Here is a 16,189-nt window from a genome sequence, read left to right as displayed (position 1 = left end):
TAACTCGCAATCACAAAGAAGCCTTCAGGGAAACCCGCCATGACACCACTTGTCCAATCATCCCCGTTCGGGACCGCACTGCCCGACATCGACAGCTACCACGCCAACGAAACCGGCAATCCCCTTACCGATGCGTTTTCAACGAGCACCACCGTCCACCCCGGAGGCAAGGCAACCCCCGTGGCAGAGGAAGAAATTGCAGCCACCTATGCGTCACTCACGCAAAAACCCCGGCACGGCAAAACCGCTGCCTACATCCATGTGCCGTTCTGTGAAAGCCACTGCCTCTACTGCGGTTTCTACCGAAAACGCTACGACGAAGGCCAGAGCAGGGCCTACGCGGATGCCCTCATCGCCGAACTCCGAGCTGGGGCCGAGAGCCCCCTCCAGGCAAGCGCCCCCATCCATGCCGTGTACATCGGCGGGGGCACCCCCACCTCCCTGGAAGCCCCGGATCTCAAGCGCATCCTTGATGCCATCCGGGAAAACCTTCCCCTTGCAAACGATTATGAACTCACCGTTGAGGGGCGCATCTGGAACTTCGGGCCGGACAAAATGGAGGCTTGCCTTGAAGGCGGGGCCAACCGATTCTCCATCGGGGTCCAGACCTTTGACACAGAGCTGCGGCAGTCCATGCACCGCCTGGCCGACCGGGAGACGGTCCTCACCTCCCTTGCACGGCTGAGGGACTACGACCAGGCCGCCGTCATCATCGACCTGATCTACGGATTTCCCAACCAGACCATGGAGATGTGGGAAGAGGACATCCGCATCTTCCAGGGCCTGGGGCTCGACGGCGTGGACCTTTACCAGCTCAAGGTCTTTCCCGGCACCCCCTTGAGCAAAGCCATCGACAAAGGACGCTTCCCCCCGGGGGCGGACCTGGCCACCCGGGCGCACATGTACGCCCGGGGCACGGAACTCATGGCCGACGCCCAGTACACCCGGCTCTCCGTCAACCACTGGGGCCGCACCCCACGGGAGCGGAACATCTACAACCACATGATGAAAAGCCCCTCCTGCTGCCTGCCCTTCGGCCCCGGTGCCGGAGGCAGCGCCCACGGCCATTTTTTCTTCATTGAAACGGATTATGACGCATGGCGCAGATCAGTGCTCGACAACGGACGAAAGCCCCTTGTCACCATGCAGCGCCAGACGGCCCACGCCGAGCTTGAGAAGACCATCACCAGTGAGCTTGAACTCTGCAGGATCAACCTCGGAGACCTCGGGAAACGGTTCGGGCTCCCCCTGGCTGAAACCCTGGGCACCCTTTACGAGCAGTGGGAACGTGCCGGGCTCCTCACCCACCGAAACGGATGGTGTAGCCTGACGACCGCCGGGCAGTTCTGGCAGGTCACCATGGCACAGCTAACCATCAATTACCTGTACGACACGATTTTTACGGAGGAATCATGATGCGATTGTTTTCAGCCTTGCGTTCTCCCCTGATAACCGGTGCCTTGAGCGCATCTCTTATCCTGGGAACCGCAGTTTCCACCTTTGCCGAGCCTGTGGAGACCACCTCGGAGATGAAGGTCACGGCCACCCGAACCGAACGAGAATTAAGCGAAATTCCCTCATCATTAAGCGTGGTCACGGAAGAAGAGATCATCCGCCACGGCTACACCTCCGTCGCGGATATCCTCCAGGATGTCCCGGGGGTTGAGATCTACGACCAGAGCCTGTCCGGGGCCAAGCGCATCAACATCCGGGGCGAATCCGGGTCGCGGGTGCTCATCATGGTTGACGGCCAGAAGATCACCGAACAGAAATCCATGGACGGAGCGCCCCTTCTCATCGACCCCAACCAGATTGAGCGCATTGAGGTGATGAAGGGGCCGGCCTCGGTTCTTTACGGTTCTGAAGCCATCGGCGGGGCCGTCAACATCATCACTAAAAAGGGAGGAGACAAACCGCTTCAAGCATCTGCCAACCTTACCTACAACTCCTCCACCGACGGTTTTCAGGAGAACCTGGCCCTGTACGGAGGAGCAAAGGGTTTCTCCTATCGTCTCAACGGAACCCGCTCCGATCAGGGTGACCGGGAAACACCTAGCGGCACCCTTGAAGACTCCGGGTCCGAAACCACCGCCGGGAGCGCCTTCTTAGGCTATGAAACCGGCAAGCTGGCCATGGGACTGAATGTGGAGGGCTACTCAAGTGAGATCGAATCCCCGCCCACGGTGGTAGACGGGTACCCCTTTGACCTGGACCTTCCCGAATGGTCCAGAAAAAAAGCAGGCGTCACCTTTGATATCAAAGAACTCTCAACCGCCATTGCCAATATCCATCTGGATGCCTACACCCAGAAAACGGAAAAAGAGTTCGAGCAGCGCATGCTGATCGACATGGGACCCATGGGCACCTACAAACAGGCCCTCGACACCTATAATGACCAGAAGACATACGGGGCCACCGCCCAGGTCGACATCGTGCCTGCGGCAAACCACTACCTCATCGCCGGGTATGCATATACCCACGATTCCCTGGACGCCGAGAGCACCCTGGACTTTGATGACCTGGGCGGACGCATCCTTCCCCCGCCTCCCATGGGACGTCCCGGACCTTCCACGGACCCCGTCACCACCACCAACGACGCCAACATGACGACCCATGCCCTCTTCCTTCAGGATGAGTGGCTCTTGCCCAGCGATTTTATCCTCACCCTGGGTGGCCGCCAGACCTGGGTGAAGTCGGAGTTGGAAGAAAGCAACGCTCCCAAAGCCAAAATCGGGAGCACCAGGGACAGCCACCCGGTCTTCAGCGGTGGCCTGACCTGGAACGGTATCAAAGGCCTGACCCTGAGAGGCAACGTCTCCCAGGGGTACCGGTTCCCAGGCATTGACAAGCTCTTCATAGGCACCAACCACGGCGGCCAAACCACCACCCTGGCCAACCCCGACCTCTCTCCAGAGACCTCCATCAACTACGAAATCGGGGCTCGGTTAGACACCAATACCTGGGGCATGGACCTCACGGCCTTTTACAACATTGCCGATGATTACATCCACTCAACCCTCATCAGCGGTAACACCTACATCTACAACAACGTGGACAAGGCCGAAACCCACGGCGTCGAAGCCTCCATTAATTACGCCATCCGGCCGCTCCATCTGACCCCGTACCTTTCGGGCGCCTGGATGAAACGAAAATTCGACACCGAGGAGCTCTCCACATGGAAAACCGACACCCCCGAGTTTTCCGGACGCTTCGGCATGCGCTACGAAACAAACCTCGCCACCCGCCCTGCCACCGTCTGGGCCGATCTCTGGATGCGCGCGGCAACGGAGTCCGAGCTGGAACAAACAGACGAGGACAACCCCGGAAAAACGGACATTAAAACCAAAGGCTCCTGGCAGACCCTCAACATCGCCTTTGGCAGCGAGTTCGGAAAAGACCGGCAGTACCATGTCTCCCTGAACCTCAACAACCTGTTGGACGAGTCGTACCAGACGGCCCGCAACACCCTTGAAGAGGCCGGGTTCCACGCCGTGGCCCGGGTGGGCGTCTCCTTCTGATAACCTTCAAACACCACCTCCCGGCTCTGTCAAAAAGCCGGGAGGCTTTAAGGACACCCATGGAAAAAACACCCTACTGGGAGATGCGGGACCTCGTGACCATCGGTATCTTTGCCGCCGTCACCAAGGTGACGAGCCTGCTGGTGGCCCTTGTGGGCGGAGGGATGAACCCCATCACCCTGATTCTCAAAAACCTGTTGTTCACCACGCTGGCCATCGTCCTTCTCTACAAGGTCCGGAAATTCGGTGCACTCACCCTGTTCCTCCTGGTCAACATCCTGGTCTCCCTTTTGCTCATGGGCGGCTCCCTGGTGCTCATCCCCGCCATGGTCCTGGCAGGGATCGTGGCCGAAGCCGTCATCATGATCTTAGGAGGATACGCCAGAAGCGCCAATCTCATCATCGGGGTGGGGCTCTACGACATCGTCTTCAAGGTGAGTTCCGTGGGGGCTTCCTGGCTCTACATGCGAGAGCAGCAGGAGATGGTCATCATGTCCGCCATCATTGTCGGTATCGGGTATATCGGGGCCTTCCTGGGCCTCTTCTCCGGTGCCTTTTTCGTCAAGGAGCTGCGCCATGCGTGCATTATTCGCAGCTGATGCCGTGCAGGAGAGGAGCCATGTCCACAGGCTCGACGTCCGCACCAAGATCCTCATCAGCCTGGTGGCCTCGATGGCCGTCATCTTTATCAAATCACCCCTTGCCATGGGCTTCCTCGCCCTGGCAAGCGCCCTTTACGTGCTGGAGCTGGGCCGGTATGGGCTCGTGGCCGTCTGCTACATGGCCATCGGCCTCATGTGGGTGATGGCCCTGGGATTCATGGCCCTTATTCACCGCATGGCCCCCACGATTCCCGCCTCCGGGGTCGGTGCCATGGCGGTGCCGTTCCTGCGAACGGTCATCATGATCAATACGGTGCTGGCCCTGGCCCTCTCCTCACGTATCCAGACGGTTCTCACGGCCCTGAAGAGCTTCCGGCTTCCCATCTGGATCTATATCCCGGCGGCGGTGATGATCCGTTTTGTCCCCACCTTTATCCGGGACGTGCAGCAGATCCACGAATCCATGCGCATCCGTGGCTACAACCTGAGGCCGCTTTTTATCGTCCGGCACCCGGTCCTTTCCGTCCGGCTCCTGGTGGCCCCCATTCTCTTCCGGGCCCTGCGCAGCTCCGACGACCTGGGCATCGCCGCCGAGCTCAAGGGCGTCTCCCGGACCAACACCATGGTGAGCTACAAAACCCAGGCCTTTTCCCGGGCAGATGCCGTGGCGTTTATCGGCCTTGTCCTTATCCTTCTCACCGGTGCGTACATTCAGCTTCACTGGGGAACAGCCACCACAGGATTCATGCCATGATCGAACTGCAACACGTCACCTACACCTACCCGTTCCAAAAGACACCCGCCGTACAGGACCTCTCCCTTACGGTCAAACCCGGCGAGGTGACCCTGGTCACGGGAGCCAGCGGCTGCGGAAAATCGACCCTCATCCGCCTGGTCAACGGGCTCTGCCCGCACTTCTTCCAGGGCACACTGGAAGGAGAAATCCGTCTCAACGGGGTATCAAGCACAGGGAAAAGCCTGGCCCAACTCTCCGCTGAGGTGGGTACCGTCTTCCAGGACCCGGAGATGCAGTTCTTTGCCCTTAACGTGGACGACGAGATCGCCTTTGCCCATGAGTGGCTCGGCAAGCCACGGGAAGAGATCGAAGAGGTTGTGAAACAAACCGCTGAGCAGCTCAACATCACCCGCATCCTGGGCTCCTCCATCCACGAGCTCTCCGAGGGCCAGAAACAGAAAGTGGCCCTGGCCGACATCCTCTCCCTGTCCCCCTCCATGGTGGTGCTGGACGAACCCTCGGCTAACCTGGACCCCGAGAGCACCGACGCCCTGGCCCGGTTGATCCGCGATCTTAAAAACAGGAAAATCGCCGTGCTGGTGGTGGACCACCGACTCTACTGGCTGGAAGGTGTGGCCGATCACGTGGTGGTGATGGACGATGGAAAAATCGTTGCCCGGGGAGAATTTAACATGCTGGGGGACGCTGCACTGCGTGCCCGCTACGGCCTGCGCGCACATCATGTCCCCGATACCAGACAGACCCTCCCCCCCCTTCCGAAAAACGGCCACCTGGAGGTCGAAGGGCTCACCTTCGGCCATGGAAACGGACCCACCCTCTACAGCAACGCATCCTTTGCCCTGCCCCAGGGAGTCACGGGGATCATCGGAGACAACGGCACCGGGAAGACCACCCTTGCCCGGCTTCTCACGGGCCTCACCAAGCCCCAAAGCGGAAAGATCGCCATCGGCGGAGACAAAATTAAACAAAAACACCTGCTAAACCACGCGGGCATTGTCCTTCAGAACACGGATCACCAGCTCCACATGAACTCGGTGCTCCAGGAGGTGGCCATGGCTTCGGGCATCCACCGGGTCCGCAAAGAAAATCGCGACACGCTCCTCGCCTTTCTGGACCGCTTCGGCCTCGCCCCTTTAGCCAATCGCCACCCCCAGTCCCTTTCCGGTGGAGAAAAACAGCGCCTGGTCATTGCCTGCGGCCTGGCCCAAAAACCGGATATTTTTATCTTGGACGAGCCCACCAGCGGGCTGGACGGCCACAACATGGAGCGCATCGCAACCATGATGCGCGATGCGGCAGACAGCGGCACCAGCGTGGTGGTCATCACCCACGATCTGGAGCTTCTCCACCTCGCCTGCGATGTGGCCCTGCGCCTTCCCTTTTCACAAGACCAACAGGAGTCCTCACCATGTTTGAAGACAGCGTAACCCCGGACATCAAAGCCCGGATTCAGGAAATGATCGACGAAAACCCCAGCACCATGCCCGGCCAGATGGCAGCCCAGCTCCACATCTCCGAGGCGGCAGTGGTCTCGGCCCTCCCCAATCCCATGGCGACCTTTGTGGATGCCGCACACTTTAACACCGTCTGGGAGGCCATGACCGGCTGGGAAAAAGTCACCTTTCTCCGCCAGAGCCCCACATCCGTCATCGAGGTAAAGGGAAAGCTCCCCAAGGGCACCCACGGCCACGGGTATTTCAACCTCATGGATAGGGAGAACCCCCTGGGCGGCCACCTTAAAGTGGACAAACTCGGGGCCATCTGCTTTCTCGAAAAACCCTTCTTCGGCCTGGAGAGCCTCTCCGTCCAGTTCTACGACACCAACGGCGACCACATGTTCGCCGTCTACGCAGGAAGGGAGAAACGCACCCTCATCCCTTCTGTAAAAGCCGGGTTCCACGCCCTTCGCAACCAACTGACCAGCAAGGAGTAAACACCATGAAATCACTCATCGTCTATTCATCCCGAACCGGAAACACCCGAGCCGTTGCCGAAGCCGTCAAAGAGGCATTTCCCGAGCCCTGCACCCTGGCCCCCGTTGAAGAGGCACCCGCCGTGGACGACTACGATGTCATCGCCATCGGCTACTGGGTGGACAAAGGCATGCCAGATGCCAGGGCCAAGGCGTTCATGGAGAAAATAAAAGGAAAAAAGGTGGGACTCTTCGGAACCCTGGGGGCCTACCCGGACTCGGAACACGCAAACGACTGCCGGGCCAAGGCCGAAGCCCTCATGGAAGGAAACGAGGTGATAGGGCAATTTCTCTGCCAGGGCCGCGTGGACCCCAAGGTGCTGGAGATGATGGCCAAGGTGGCCTCAGACCACCACCCCATGACAGACGAGCGCAAGGCGCGCATCGAAGAAGCGAAGAAACACCCCAACAAAGAGGATTTTGAACAGGCCAAAGCGTTTTTTCGAGAGTGCTTGAAGAGATAAAAACCAAAAAAAACGCCTCCGGAGGCCCTGCCGGGGGCCAAACTTTTGAAAAGTTTGACAAACAGGTTTTAAGTGCTATTTCGGTTTATTCGAGTACCTTGGTTTACCGGCGGCTTTAGGCTTAATGAATAAGAGACCGGAACGTTTTTGCGGAGCTTTATTCAAAAAGCGACCCGCCGGAGTTATTCCGTGTGAAGTCAAGACAGATTCAAGGACGTTCTTTCGTTCCCAGGCTCCGCCTGGGAATGATGCACGGAGGCTCTGCCTCCGCGATTGGAATCGCTTCACTCTGCACGTTTTATCCATTATGACGCGATGCTTCACACCGGCAAGGCAGAGCCTTGCAGCCGACACCCCCAGGCAGAGCCTGGTAGCGAACAAAAGGTGGCACACCTTGCCGCCGGAGGCGTTTCTTGTTTTTAAATCCTTCAGGAAGACTTGGACGCGTGATTTTCCGGCAGGGTGAATTTTTCCTGCCACGTGTCGATGTCGCAGCCTGCCTCCTTTAAATAGAGGATAAAGCGGCCAAGCTGGAGTACCACGTCGTCGGTGACGGCATGCTCCACCCGACATGCTGTGGCCTCGGCCTCCTCGTCGGGGAGTTGCAGGACGCGCCCGAAAAAGTCGCGGAGGATCACGTTACGGTGGGCGATGCGTTTGCCCAGCTCCCAGCCGGAGGGGGTGAGTGTGATGGGGCTGTAGGGCCTGTACTCGATCAGCTCACGGGCGGCAAGGGATTTCAGGGCCGTTGTCACGGTGGACCGGGTGACCCCCAGGTCGTCTGCGATGGCGTTGGAGCGGGCGTCCCCGTTTTTCTGGACCAGTCTGAAAATGGCGGCAAGGTAATCTTCGAGGGTGGATGTCAGCGGGGTCTCTTTTGTGATCATGATCTCTCCTTGGGGTTGGTACTCCGCAATGGTGATTAGTCAATCCGCCACCATTTGACAACATGTAATATCAAAATACAGATAACGGTTCAGTTTATTGATGCCTCCGGCGCCCCTGCCGAGACCAACCTTTTGAACCATAGGACACACAGGTTTTCACGTTATGCGCCTCTTCTCTCTTCCGCCCTGGCTGCGCCTTCTTGCCGGGTACGCCTCCATGTATCGAACCCGTGTTGCCGTCGGTATCGGCTGCAGCACGGCTGCCCGCGTCTGCGACCTTCTACCCATGATTATAGCAGGATACGCGGTCAATCACATCACGTCGAGCCCCGACGGCTCAACCGGCTTTCTGGCATACGGGCTGGCAGTCTTCTGCGCCTTTGGCGGCCTGGCCATCTTTCAAAGCTCAAGTGATTACCTTTTGGCTGCCGTGGCCCAGTGCATCCGCCATGACATCAGGATGAAGCTCTTTGCCAAGATCCTTGCCGTGGACACCGAGTTCATCGAGGCACGCAGCAAGGGGGACCTCCTCTCGGTGGTCACCAACGACGTGGACGTGCTCAACGTGTTTTTCTCAGAGACCATCGCCAACCTGGTGCGCGTGGTTATCTCCTTTGCGGGCACCTACGGCTACCTTTTCTGGCTCGACGCCCGGCTGGCCCTGATCCTGGCCTTTCCCCTCCCCTTGGCCTTTCTGGCCATGCGTCTCTTTTCGCGCAGAGTTCAGCCCCAGTACCTTACATCACGACGGGCCGTGGGCCGCTTTGCCGGGACCCTTGAAAACAGCCTCCAGGGCATTCCCGTGCTCCGGGCCTACTGCGCCGAGCAGGCAGAAACGGACCGCCTGAAAAAAGAGTCCGCTTTCTATCGAGACACGGCGGTGGCCGCGGCAAAAACCAGGCGAAACTTCATCCCGATCATCTACGGCATCGCCGGGCTCTCCTTTGCCCTTCTCATCGGCGGAGGTGGCTGGCTCACGCAGCAGCCCGGCGGGCCCAGCCTCGGAGCCTACACAACCTGCGTCCTCATGGGCATGCGCCTTGTAGTTCCCATCTTTACCCTTACCTTTCTCATCAACCAGCTTCAGCAGGCCAAAGCCGCGGCCACAAGGGTCCGTGAGCTTCTTTTCGTTACACCCCGCCTTGCGGACCCGGCCGACGCCACGGACCTTCAGGGCATCCCCGAGACCGTCCGTTTCCACAAGATCCGGTTCCGCTACCCCAACCATCCGGAGCTCTTCTCCGACCTCTCCTTTACCATCAATAAAGGCGAATTCATTGGCATTGCAGGGCCCACCGGTGCAGGCAAAAGCAGCCTCATCAAGCTGCTGCTCCGCTTCTACGGCCCAAATTCAGGCCAAATCGCCATCAATGGACAGAACCTGGAAGAACTTGCCGCCGCCAGCTTTCGCAAACATGTGGGCTACGTCTCCCAGCACCCCTTTCTCTTTCACGGAACGGTCCTGGACAACCTCTGCCTGGGAAGCCCCGAAGCCACAGACGCGGAGATCCAACAGGCCCTTCGGCAGGCCGGAGCCGAAGAGATGGTCCGCGCCCTTCCCCAGGGGCTCCACACCATCCTGGGAGATCAGGGAGACACCCTTTCCGGGGGACAGAAACAGCGTCTCTCCCTGGCACGGGCCCTGCTCAGGGACCCCGAGGTGCTCATCCTCGATGAGGCCACCTCGGCCGTGGACCCGGCAACCGAGAGCATCATCCACACGAACCTGATGGGCCTTCGGAAAAACCGAATCATCATTGCCGTTGCCCACAGACTCTCCACCCTCACGTCATGCGACCGAATCCTCGTCATGGACCAAGGGGGCATTGTCCAGGAGGGGCCCCATCGCCAGCTGGTGTCCCAGGAGGGCGTCTACCAAACCCTGTGGCAGGCCCTTCAGGAGACTCCCTGCTGAAAACCGGCCACCAGTGCCACGGCCCAGGGAACAAAGCCCCTTTTTTCCACTTAGAGATGTTACCACCCGTCAGCATGTGTTACGCAGGAACCTGGCGATTAAGGGATGATCCTCTGGAACGCCGCACTCCTGTACGGCACGGGCAACCACGGCCAAAAAAGCCGCACCGGAGTGCGGCGCTCCGGCTCAGTCGATTTTTCTCGATTTCTTTGAAGATCAAGGCCCAAACGTTATCCAAGGCAAACCATCAAGACCTGTTTGTTTAACTTTTCAAAAGCTTGCCCCCGCAAGGGGCGCCGGAAGCATAAGCTGAAATGATCTATTATTACTTTGGCTCCATCGTTTCTTCATGAACATCCGGTCTACGTCACTATCAAAGAGCTGCTCCCATGGTCATTGAGAAAAAAAACGTCATAGAAGAAACAGACACCCTCATCATCGGCGGAGGGTTAAGCGGACTCTACGCAGCCAGTATCCTGGCTGCCGAGAAGAAAGAGGTGCTTCTGCTGGAAGCCCGGGACCGTATCGGGGGGCGAATCCTCTGCACCGGACCAAACGGTTTCTCGGCGGACCTCGGCCCCTCGTGGTACTGGCCCGCCCTCAACCCGAGGGTCTGTGCCCTCATCAACGCCCTTCACCTTACGGGCTACCCCCAGTTTGAAACAGGGTACTGCCGTTTCCAGACCCGGGACGGCAAGGTCGTCACCATGGAGGGACAGCCCATGGATCCTCCGGGCTGGCGACTTCACGGCGGCATGAGCGCCCTTGTGGAGGGATTGTATAAACGCCTTCCCCAAGGGACGGTAAGGCTAAGCCATCCGGTATGCGACATCGAAAGGCAGGAAGACGGCATCCTTGTGAGCGTGGGCGTGCTTGATGAGCCGCCTGAGTGCCGCATCAAAGCCTCCCGCGTCATTCTGGCCATGCCGCCCCGGCTGGCCGCACGGTCCATCCTCTTTACACCGGATCTGCCCCACGACCTCACCCAATCCATGCTCCGGGCCAACACCTGGATGGCCGGCCACGCCAAATTCTTTGCCCTGTATGACGAAGCCGCCTGGCGACAACTGGGTCTCTCCGGCCAGGGGTTCAGTTATCATGGCCCGTTGGGCGAAATCCACGACGGTTCCATTGAAACGGGGGCACCCTTCGGCCTCACCGGTTTCCTTGCCACGCCCGCCCTTCGGAGAAAAGAGAAGGAGGCCATGGTGCCCGCCATGCTGGCTCAGTTAGGCACACTCTTCGGAGAGGAGGCAGCACACCCCACCGCCTTTTACTATCAGGATTGGTCCAGGGAGCCCTTTACAGCCACCGAATACGACCTCAGAGCCGCCCACAACCACCCTGAGTTTCATCTGCCGTCTGGGAAAACCACCACCTGGGACAACCGGTTCCACTTTGCCGGCACCGAAACCGCCCACCACCTGGCCGGGTACTTGGAAGGGGCCCTGGCAAGCGGCGAGAGGGCAGCCCGCGCGGTGAACCAGGCCCCTTTGACATGCAACCAGAAAGCAACACACGTATGATTGTCCTCTTCTTTATCTACTTTTCCGCATTGTACTGGCTTATCAGGCGCTCTCCCCGGGACATCGCGACACAGGCCTTTCGCGTACTCCTTCTCGTGCCGTGCATCGTTCCGCTGATTCTCTTTTTCATGCTTGTCCGGACCCCGCTGATGCAAATCGGCGGCAAGGTCTCCGGTCTGTTCCGCATCCGGGAAGAGGAGATCTTCGGCATGGCCTTTTCTGTCCTTCTGTTCCTCTTCTCTGCCCTTGCCATGCATTTTGCTTTTGATCACTTCCACATGGCCTACACACACTTGTGGATAAAACTGATCTGTACCATCGTACTTTTTATGGGCGTAGTGGAATGTGTCTCCAGGAAGTGACAGGTTTGACTCAGCGCTCACGGCATCGCCAAGGGTGTGAAAAAAAGAAGCGGCCCCCAGGGTTGAACCGGGAGACCGCTTTCACGTGGTACAATGCCATTCAGAACAGAAAAACAGCCGGCAAAATGTCACCTATCGTGCTGCACGAGCCTTGGGAACCCGTTCCAGATAAAGATAGACGCCAAGATCCTTTCTGGTTTCGAACCCCAGCCGGTGATACCAGGCCAGAATGGGGTTATGCCGTTCCACATGCAGGCTCAGCCCAAGAGCCTCCCCGTCTGCCCGGGCGATAAGATCTTGAAAAATCCGGGTGCCGATGCCCTGTTTCCTGAACCGGGGCAGAAGGGCGATGTCCATGATCCGAATCCCGTCCCTGGAAGCATCCAGGTACAAGCGCCCCACAGGGGCTTTATCCAGAAGGATAACGGAAAAATCCCCTTCGGCATGGTGGCGGGAATAGTGGGCATGCTGGAGAGCGAACTGGTCACGCAAAAAGGCATGGATCTCCGGTTCGCCCCACCCGGTTGAAGACATCTCTTCCAACCGGGTGGAGGCGTAGACCTGAAAAAGGAATTCCGTATCCTTTTTGTCCACCGGACGAAAGGAAAGGACCTGTGAGGGCATGGTACGCATCATGATCTTTTTCAGCACCTGTGTTTGATTGTTTATAGATCAGTTAAACACAGCTTCGTAAAACATGTACGGGCTGTCTTCTTCTCCCTGGACAGGGGTGATCATCACATGCTCCAGACAGAACTCGCCGAGGTTCAGCTGGACTGTGGCCTGATACGCAGGGGAGGCCTTGTCACATTGAAAAAGAAGTGAAAAAGGCTGCTTCCTTCCCGGTGACTCTTCCGAGCACCGCAACGGGTTGATCTCTTTTAACACCCCTTGAATAAGGCCGTTGGGATGGTGAATAGACACCTCCACGCCCTCCGCGAAATCCGTATGGGCCAGTTCGGCCAGTTCCTTCACTGTTTTTGAAGAGTTCATATCACCTCCCATTAGTTGGCCCGGGGCGGAAAAGTACCCTGGACCGCAATGATATACATCATGCTCAAACAGGGTTGAATGTTGTGATGCTTCTGGGACGCACCGGATGAACTCAGCACGGAAGTAACAGAAGCATCGATGCCTCCCAGGGAAACGTCTTCCGTGGCCCCTGAGTTCAGGTAATTTTCCAGATCCAAGTTAAAAGTTGAACTCCAACCGGCTGCGAGCCGTGAATTCGAGGTTGGAACGGCCTTGCCGCCCTTTTTGGTGGTTGCCTGGATGCTTGCCACGGTCTGCTCTGTGACGCCGTGGTTATGGGGAGGCAGATTGTTTTGGGTCAGTTGAACGAACTCCTGCCCCCTTGCCAGCCCCAGGTAGTAGACATCTCCGCACCCCACGGGAAGTCGGCCCCTCAAATCCGGCAAGGCAAAGTTCGTCCTTCCGTCACCGCCGTAGCGCGTCCCCAGAATCGCGAACAACGCTGGAAATTCAGATATCGTCACCAGGCTTCCATCACACCAGGCATAGCCCCTGGGAGCAAAATTGCCTGAGAACATGCGTATTTCACCAAGAAATGGATCAGCCATACCGACCTCCTTTACGACCTAGTGGGAAAAATACCTTCCAGGGCGATGATAAAGTTCACTCCAAGCCCAGGCTGCTCATTGATATGGGCCAGACCACCGCCAGTATTCAAGACCGTTGTGCTTCCCGAAGTCTTTACGCCGCCAAGCTGCACAAGGTCATCATCGGTCTCCGAGTACCAGTTCACCTGTGTTCCGGTTTCGTCTCCAAAGCTTACGGCGATGTAGTTCCCCTCCTCGGGTTCGTGGTTTACGCCGTTTTCCGTTCCCGCATGGAACAGGATTCCGGCGTTGACGTCCACATCATGCGAATGGAGAGGCATTTGGTTCTGGGCGATGCCCGCGGTGAACTGCCCTCCAGTAAACCCGATCCGTCGGTCACTGAGCCCGGGCCCCATGCCCGTGCCAATAACCGCCCTGTCTTTCATGTCGGGCAACGCGAAGGTTGTCCGGCCATTTCCTCCAAAATAGCTGCCCAGCACGGCAAAAAGGCTGGTGTGCTGACTGACGCTGAGGATGGCACCGTTGCATAGGGCCCAGTATCTCGGCGCATAATTGCCTGTGAACAAACGTATTTCACCAATAAACGGTTCGGACATGGGGCCTCCTTTCTAAGATCTGGGTGGATAGATGCCATCCCAGCAAATGATATAGGTTGTTGCTACCCACGGTTGCATATTCTGATGCGCGGTGCTTCCACCGGTATCCGACGCCACAACCTGGCTGTTGATCGCTGCCCCCTTCAATGCCACCTGCTTGTCCTGGCCGGGGGGTGAGATGTAGTTTTCAATGCTGTGGGCCGGGGATGTTTCCACGTTATCGCCTGCTGCCAAAAAGCTGCCGTTATCAGGGGCAGTGTCCTGCCCTTTTAACCTGGTTGCCTTCAAGGCCACTGAAATGGAATTTTGGGTGCTGTGGCCGTGGGACGGCATGGTTGCCTGGTTCAAGGTGACCGCTTCCTGGCCGGCACTCATGCCCATGGTCCAATAGATGGAAAGGCCCGGCCCCTGGCCCAGGCCCACCGGAGTCCTGCCCCTCAAATCCGGAAGGGCAAAGTTACTCACACCATCACCACCGTACGCGTTACCAATAATCGAAAACAAAGAGACGTACTGTGACACCGCAAGGAGTCTCCCGTCGCACAGAAACCAGTTCCTGGGCGCGAAGTTCCCTCCGAAAAGTCGAATTTCTCCTATGTAAGGATCCATGCATTCCCCCCCTTTTGAAAAAACCTGATTCATTCGTTGTTTTTGTCAGGAAGACAGACCATTGGGCCCATCTTCGGCGGGACGCGAACCCGGATATTTCATGAGAAAAGTTAAGACGCGTGAAACATGCAACATGGCGTTCATCGTTTCCTGGTCAATTTTCCCACCCTTCGGGCGAGCCGGGTGCACCCATCCTTTGCGGTATCAGAGCGTTAAGATAAACCACGGGATCTCATGCTCTGATGCCTTGAATAAGGGAGCACTCGACCCGTGAAGCATCCGGGTCAAGTAAAGTAACAGAATCATGACGATTTCATACGCGGCCTCTTCAAAGAAAAAAGCAAAAGAGACACACCGTAAAAAAACCGCAGGATTTGGACGCACCGGTTCTATCGGCTCAGTTTAGCTTAATTTTTTCTTGAGGGCTGTTTGTCTAACATTTCAAAGGTGTGACTTACAGAAGGTTCACCTGAGGCAACCCTGCGAGTGAAGGTTTCACCATTAAAGAGAAGCGGCCTTCGTTAGCAGACACTGAAGAACTGGGTTGCATCACATCGTCACCTTTGAAGAGACGAATAAGGAGGGCATAAATCGTGTTCCGTCCGCATAATGAAAGGGTTCAAAAGCTACGGAACGAGGGTTGCTTGGCATTTACTCGAAAAGTATTTTTATGTTCTCCATGAAAGCACACAACACAAAAAAAATCAACAAAAAAAGAAAATTACCATTAGAGATGCCGAGCAAAAAAGCTGGAGATTTTCACGTATTAACAAGCCTCCAGGCAAAGGCAGAAACGGATGGAGTATTTCTATTTCCTCAGGCCATTCAAGGGTGGAAGAAGCAATTCAGAAGAATACTTGATTTCAAACAAACGATTCCTGTCACCCTGTTACCCCGACGCCTTTTTCCTCATGGGCAGACAGGGATTTTTCCTTGACAACACAAAACTACATTTGCTTTGATAGCCATACGTTAACAATGACTCGCAAATCCGGAAAATATTCTCCATACCCTTCGCATGTCCCGGATATATTCACGTAAGCGAGTTGCTTCCTTGTTCTCTTTTCGACCCGTAGCACGCAGCGAATCAATTCACCTCAGGCGACGATATGGTAAGCCATACAGACGTTCCGACCGCTGACCTCCTTCCTTCAACTCTGTCGGATCCAAGTAAAAAGAAGCTGCAGGCCCGTTACGCCCAGGACAGATGAACTGTCCACAACGCCAGAACGGACATAGTTTTCTACACATCGTAAACCACATATTTTTCAACAGCGCGCGCCGGCCATCTCCGGAGCTGTAGATATACGCTGGTAAGGATTGTTTTCTCATCCTCCCGTAAAGCCATGGGGCCATAACCTACGCCTCATGTTTATCGCTGGCAGAAGGTTTCCTTTCATC

General features: G+C 57.1%; 17 protein-coding genes. 11 read left to right on the top strand and 6 right to left on the bottom strand.

What is annotated here, in order from left to right; all coding sequences use genetic code 11:
* Positions 1 to 39 precede the first annotated feature (39 nt).
* The 7 genes from hutW to MSL71_RS18955 are packed head-to-tail and all read left to right on the top strand — an operon-like array spanning position 40 to position 7,313.
* Complete coding sequence (gene hutW, locus MSL71_RS18985; protein ID WP_180143426.1) at positions 40 to 1,416, top strand: heme anaerobic degradation radical SAM methyltransferase ChuW/HutW; 1,377 nt, start codon at positions 40 to 42, stop codon at positions 1,414 to 1,416.
* Positions 1,413 to 3,518: a TonB-dependent receptor plug domain-containing protein gene (locus tag MSL71_RS18980; RefSeq protein ID WP_180143424.1), complete on the top strand. Its 2,106-nt coding sequence runs from the start codon at positions 1,413 to 1,415 to the stop codon at positions 3,516 to 3,518. Before hutW ends, MSL71_RS18980 begins: the two co-directional genes overlap by 4 nt.
* A gap of 59 nt (positions 3,519 to 3,577) precedes the next feature.
* Positions 3,578 to 4,117 carry an MptD family putative ECF transporter S component gene (locus tag MSL71_RS18975; RefSeq protein ID WP_180143422.1) on the top strand — a complete coding sequence of 180 codons (540 nt, stop codon included), beginning with the start codon at positions 3,578 to 3,580 and terminating at the stop codon, positions 4,115 to 4,117.
* Positions 4,095 to 4,874, top strand: a complete 780-nt coding sequence (locus MSL71_RS18970) for an energy-coupling factor transporter transmembrane component T family protein (RefSeq protein ID WP_180143420.1) — start codon at positions 4,095 to 4,097, stop codon at positions 4,872 to 4,874. Before MSL71_RS18975 ends, MSL71_RS18970 begins: the two co-directional genes overlap by 23 nt.
* Positions 4,871 to 6,304 (top strand): ABC transporter ATP-binding protein, encoded by a 1,434-nt coding sequence (locus tag MSL71_RS18965; RefSeq protein WP_180143418.1) that lies wholly within the window; start codon positions 4,871 to 4,873, stop codon positions 6,302 to 6,304. Before MSL71_RS18970 ends, MSL71_RS18965 begins: the two co-directional genes overlap by 4 nt.
* Positions 6,286 to 6,810: a heme utilization cystosolic carrier protein HutX gene (hutX, locus tag MSL71_RS18960; RefSeq protein ID WP_180143416.1), complete on the top strand. Its 525-nt coding sequence runs from the start codon at positions 6,286 to 6,288 to the stop codon at positions 6,808 to 6,810. Before MSL71_RS18965 ends, hutX begins: the two co-directional genes overlap by 19 nt.
* Positions 6,811 to 6,815: 5 nt before the next feature.
* Complete coding sequence (locus MSL71_RS18955; protein WP_180143414.1) at positions 6,816 to 7,313, top strand: flavodoxin family protein; 498 nt, start codon at positions 6,816 to 6,818, stop codon at positions 7,311 to 7,313.
* Between the two features lie 428 nt (positions 7,314 to 7,741).
* On the opposite strand, the gene MSL71_RS18950 is transcribed toward MSL71_RS18955, so the two are convergent.
* On the bottom strand, positions 7,742 to 8,200 hold the full coding sequence (locus tag MSL71_RS18950) for a metal-dependent transcriptional regulator (protein WP_092212086.1): 459 nt from the start codon (positions 8,198 to 8,200) through the stop codon (positions 7,742 to 7,744).
* Between the two features lie 163 nt (positions 8,201 to 8,363).
* Between MSL71_RS18950 and MSL71_RS18945 the strand changes: the two genes are divergently transcribed.
* The 3 genes from MSL71_RS18945 to MSL71_RS18935 all read left to right on the top strand — a co-directional run bounded on the left by MSL71_RS18945 (position 8,364) and on the right by MSL71_RS18935 (position 12,003).
* Positions 8,364 to 10,115 (top strand): ABC transporter ATP-binding protein, encoded by a 1,752-nt coding sequence (locus tag MSL71_RS18945; protein ID WP_180143412.1) that lies wholly within the window; start codon positions 8,364 to 8,366, stop codon positions 10,113 to 10,115.
* A gap of 389 nt (positions 10,116 to 10,504) precedes the next feature.
* Positions 10,505 to 11,641 (top strand): flavin monoamine oxidase family protein, encoded by a 1,137-nt coding sequence (locus MSL71_RS18940; protein WP_180143410.1) that lies wholly within the window; start codon positions 10,505 to 10,507, stop codon positions 11,639 to 11,641.
* A complete protein-coding gene (locus MSL71_RS18935; RefSeq protein ID WP_180143408.1) occupies positions 11,638 to 12,003 on the top strand; it encodes a hypothetical protein in 366 nt (121 codons plus the stop codon). The genes MSL71_RS18940 and MSL71_RS18935 overlap by 4 nt, the downstream gene beginning before the upstream one ends.
* Positions 12,004 to 12,135: 132 nt before the next feature.
* On the opposite strand, the gene MSL71_RS18930 is transcribed toward MSL71_RS18935, so the two are convergent.
* Genes MSL71_RS18930 through MSL71_RS18910 form a run of 5 tightly spaced genes read right to left on the bottom strand, consistent with a single transcriptional unit; the run spans position 12,136 to position 14,788 of the window.
* Positions 12,136 to 12,639, bottom strand: coding sequence for a GNAT family N-acetyltransferase (locus MSL71_RS18930; RefSeq protein ID WP_180143406.1), 504 nt, complete (start codon positions 12,637 to 12,639; stop codon positions 12,136 to 12,138).
* A gap of 36 nt (positions 12,640 to 12,675) precedes the next feature.
* Positions 12,676 to 12,996, bottom strand: a complete 321-nt coding sequence (locus MSL71_RS18925; RefSeq protein ID WP_180143404.1) for a DUF6916 family protein — start codon at positions 12,994 to 12,996, stop codon at positions 12,676 to 12,678.
* A gap of 11 nt (positions 12,997 to 13,007) precedes the next feature.
* Positions 13,008 to 13,583, bottom strand: a complete 576-nt coding sequence (locus MSL71_RS18920) for a phage tail protein (RefSeq protein ID WP_180143402.1) — start codon at positions 13,581 to 13,583, stop codon at positions 13,008 to 13,010.
* An 11-nt stretch (positions 13,584 to 13,594) separates the two neighbouring features.
* On the bottom strand, positions 13,595 to 14,179 hold the full coding sequence (locus tag MSL71_RS18915) for a phage tail protein (protein ID WP_180143400.1): 585 nt from the start codon (positions 14,177 to 14,179) through the stop codon (positions 13,595 to 13,597).
* A 12-nt stretch (positions 14,180 to 14,191) separates the two neighbouring features.
* The gene (locus MSL71_RS18910) at positions 14,192 to 14,788 is read right to left on the bottom strand and encodes a phage tail protein (RefSeq protein WP_180143398.1); all 597 of its coding nucleotides are present in this window, start codon (positions 14,786 to 14,788) and stop codon (positions 14,192 to 14,194) included.
* Positions 14,789 to 15,467: 679 nt separating this feature from the next.
* Here MSL71_RS18910 and MSL71_RS18905 point away from each other — a divergent pair.
* Positions 15,468 to 15,725 (top strand): hypothetical protein, encoded by a 258-nt coding sequence (locus tag MSL71_RS18905; protein WP_180143396.1) that lies wholly within the window; start codon positions 15,468 to 15,470, stop codon positions 15,723 to 15,725.
* Positions 15,726 to 16,189 lie beyond the last annotated feature (464 nt).

It is taken from the genome of Desulfoluna butyratoxydans (assembly GCF_900699765.1).
In the GTDB taxonomy this organism is placed as follows: Bacteria; Desulfobacterota; Desulfobacteria; order Desulfobacterales; family Desulfolunaceae; genus Desulfoluna; species Desulfoluna butyratoxydans.
Note: the sequence above shows the minus strand (reverse complement) of the source record. Positions and strands in the feature narration are given on the sequence as shown.

Coding starts and splice junctions, on each gene's coding strand:
- hutW (WP_180143426.1), top strand. CDS start 40: ATGACACCACTTGTCCAATCATCCCCGTTCGGGACCGCACTGCCCGAC.
- MSL71_RS18980 (WP_180143424.1), top strand. CDS start 1,413: ATGATGCGATTGTTTTCAGCCTTGCGTTCTCCCCTGATAACCGGTGCC.
- MSL71_RS18975 (WP_180143422.1), top strand. CDS start 3,578: ATGGAAAAAACACCCTACTGGGAGATGCGGGACCTCGTGACCATCGGT.
- MSL71_RS18970 (WP_180143420.1), top strand. CDS start 4,095: ATGCGTGCATTATTCGCAGCTGATGCCGTGCAGGAGAGGAGCCATGTC.
- MSL71_RS18965 (WP_180143418.1), top strand. CDS start 4,871: ATGATCGAACTGCAACACGTCACCTACACCTACCCGTTCCAAAAGACA.
- hutX (WP_180143416.1), top strand. CDS start 6,286: ATGTTTGAAGACAGCGTAACCCCGGACATCAAAGCCCGGATTCAGGAA.
- MSL71_RS18955 (WP_180143414.1), top strand. CDS start 6,816: ATGAAATCACTCATCGTCTATTCATCCCGAACCGGAAACACCCGAGCC.
- MSL71_RS18950 (WP_092212086.1), bottom strand. CDS start 8,200: ATGATCACAAAAGAGACCCCGCTGACATCCACCCTCGAAGATTACCTT.
- MSL71_RS18945 (WP_180143412.1), top strand. CDS start 8,364: ATGCGCCTCTTCTCTCTTCCGCCCTGGCTGCGCCTTCTTGCCGGGTAC.
- MSL71_RS18940 (WP_180143410.1), top strand. CDS start 10,505: ATGGTCATTGAGAAAAAAAACGTCATAGAAGAAACAGACACCCTCATC.
- MSL71_RS18935 (WP_180143408.1), top strand. CDS start 11,638: ATGATTGTCCTCTTCTTTATCTACTTTTCCGCATTGTACTGGCTTATC.
- MSL71_RS18930 (WP_180143406.1), bottom strand. CDS start 12,639: ATGATGCGTACCATGCCCTCACAGGTCCTTTCCTTTCGTCCGGTGGAC.
- MSL71_RS18925 (WP_180143404.1), bottom strand. CDS start 12,996: ATGAACTCTTCAAAAACAGTGAAGGAACTGGCCGAACTGGCCCATACG.
- MSL71_RS18920 (WP_180143402.1), bottom strand. CDS start 13,583: ATGGCTGATCCATTTCTTGGTGAAATACGCATGTTCTCAGGCAATTTT.
- MSL71_RS18915 (WP_180143400.1), bottom strand. CDS start 14,179: ATGTCCGAACCGTTTATTGGTGAAATACGTTTGTTCACAGGCAATTAT.
- MSL71_RS18910 (WP_180143398.1), bottom strand. CDS start 14,788: ATGGATCCTTACATAGGAGAAATTCGACTTTTCGGAGGGAACTTCGCG.
- MSL71_RS18905 (WP_180143396.1), top strand. CDS start 15,468: ATGAAAGCACACAACACAAAAAAAATCAACAAAAAAAGAAAATTACCA.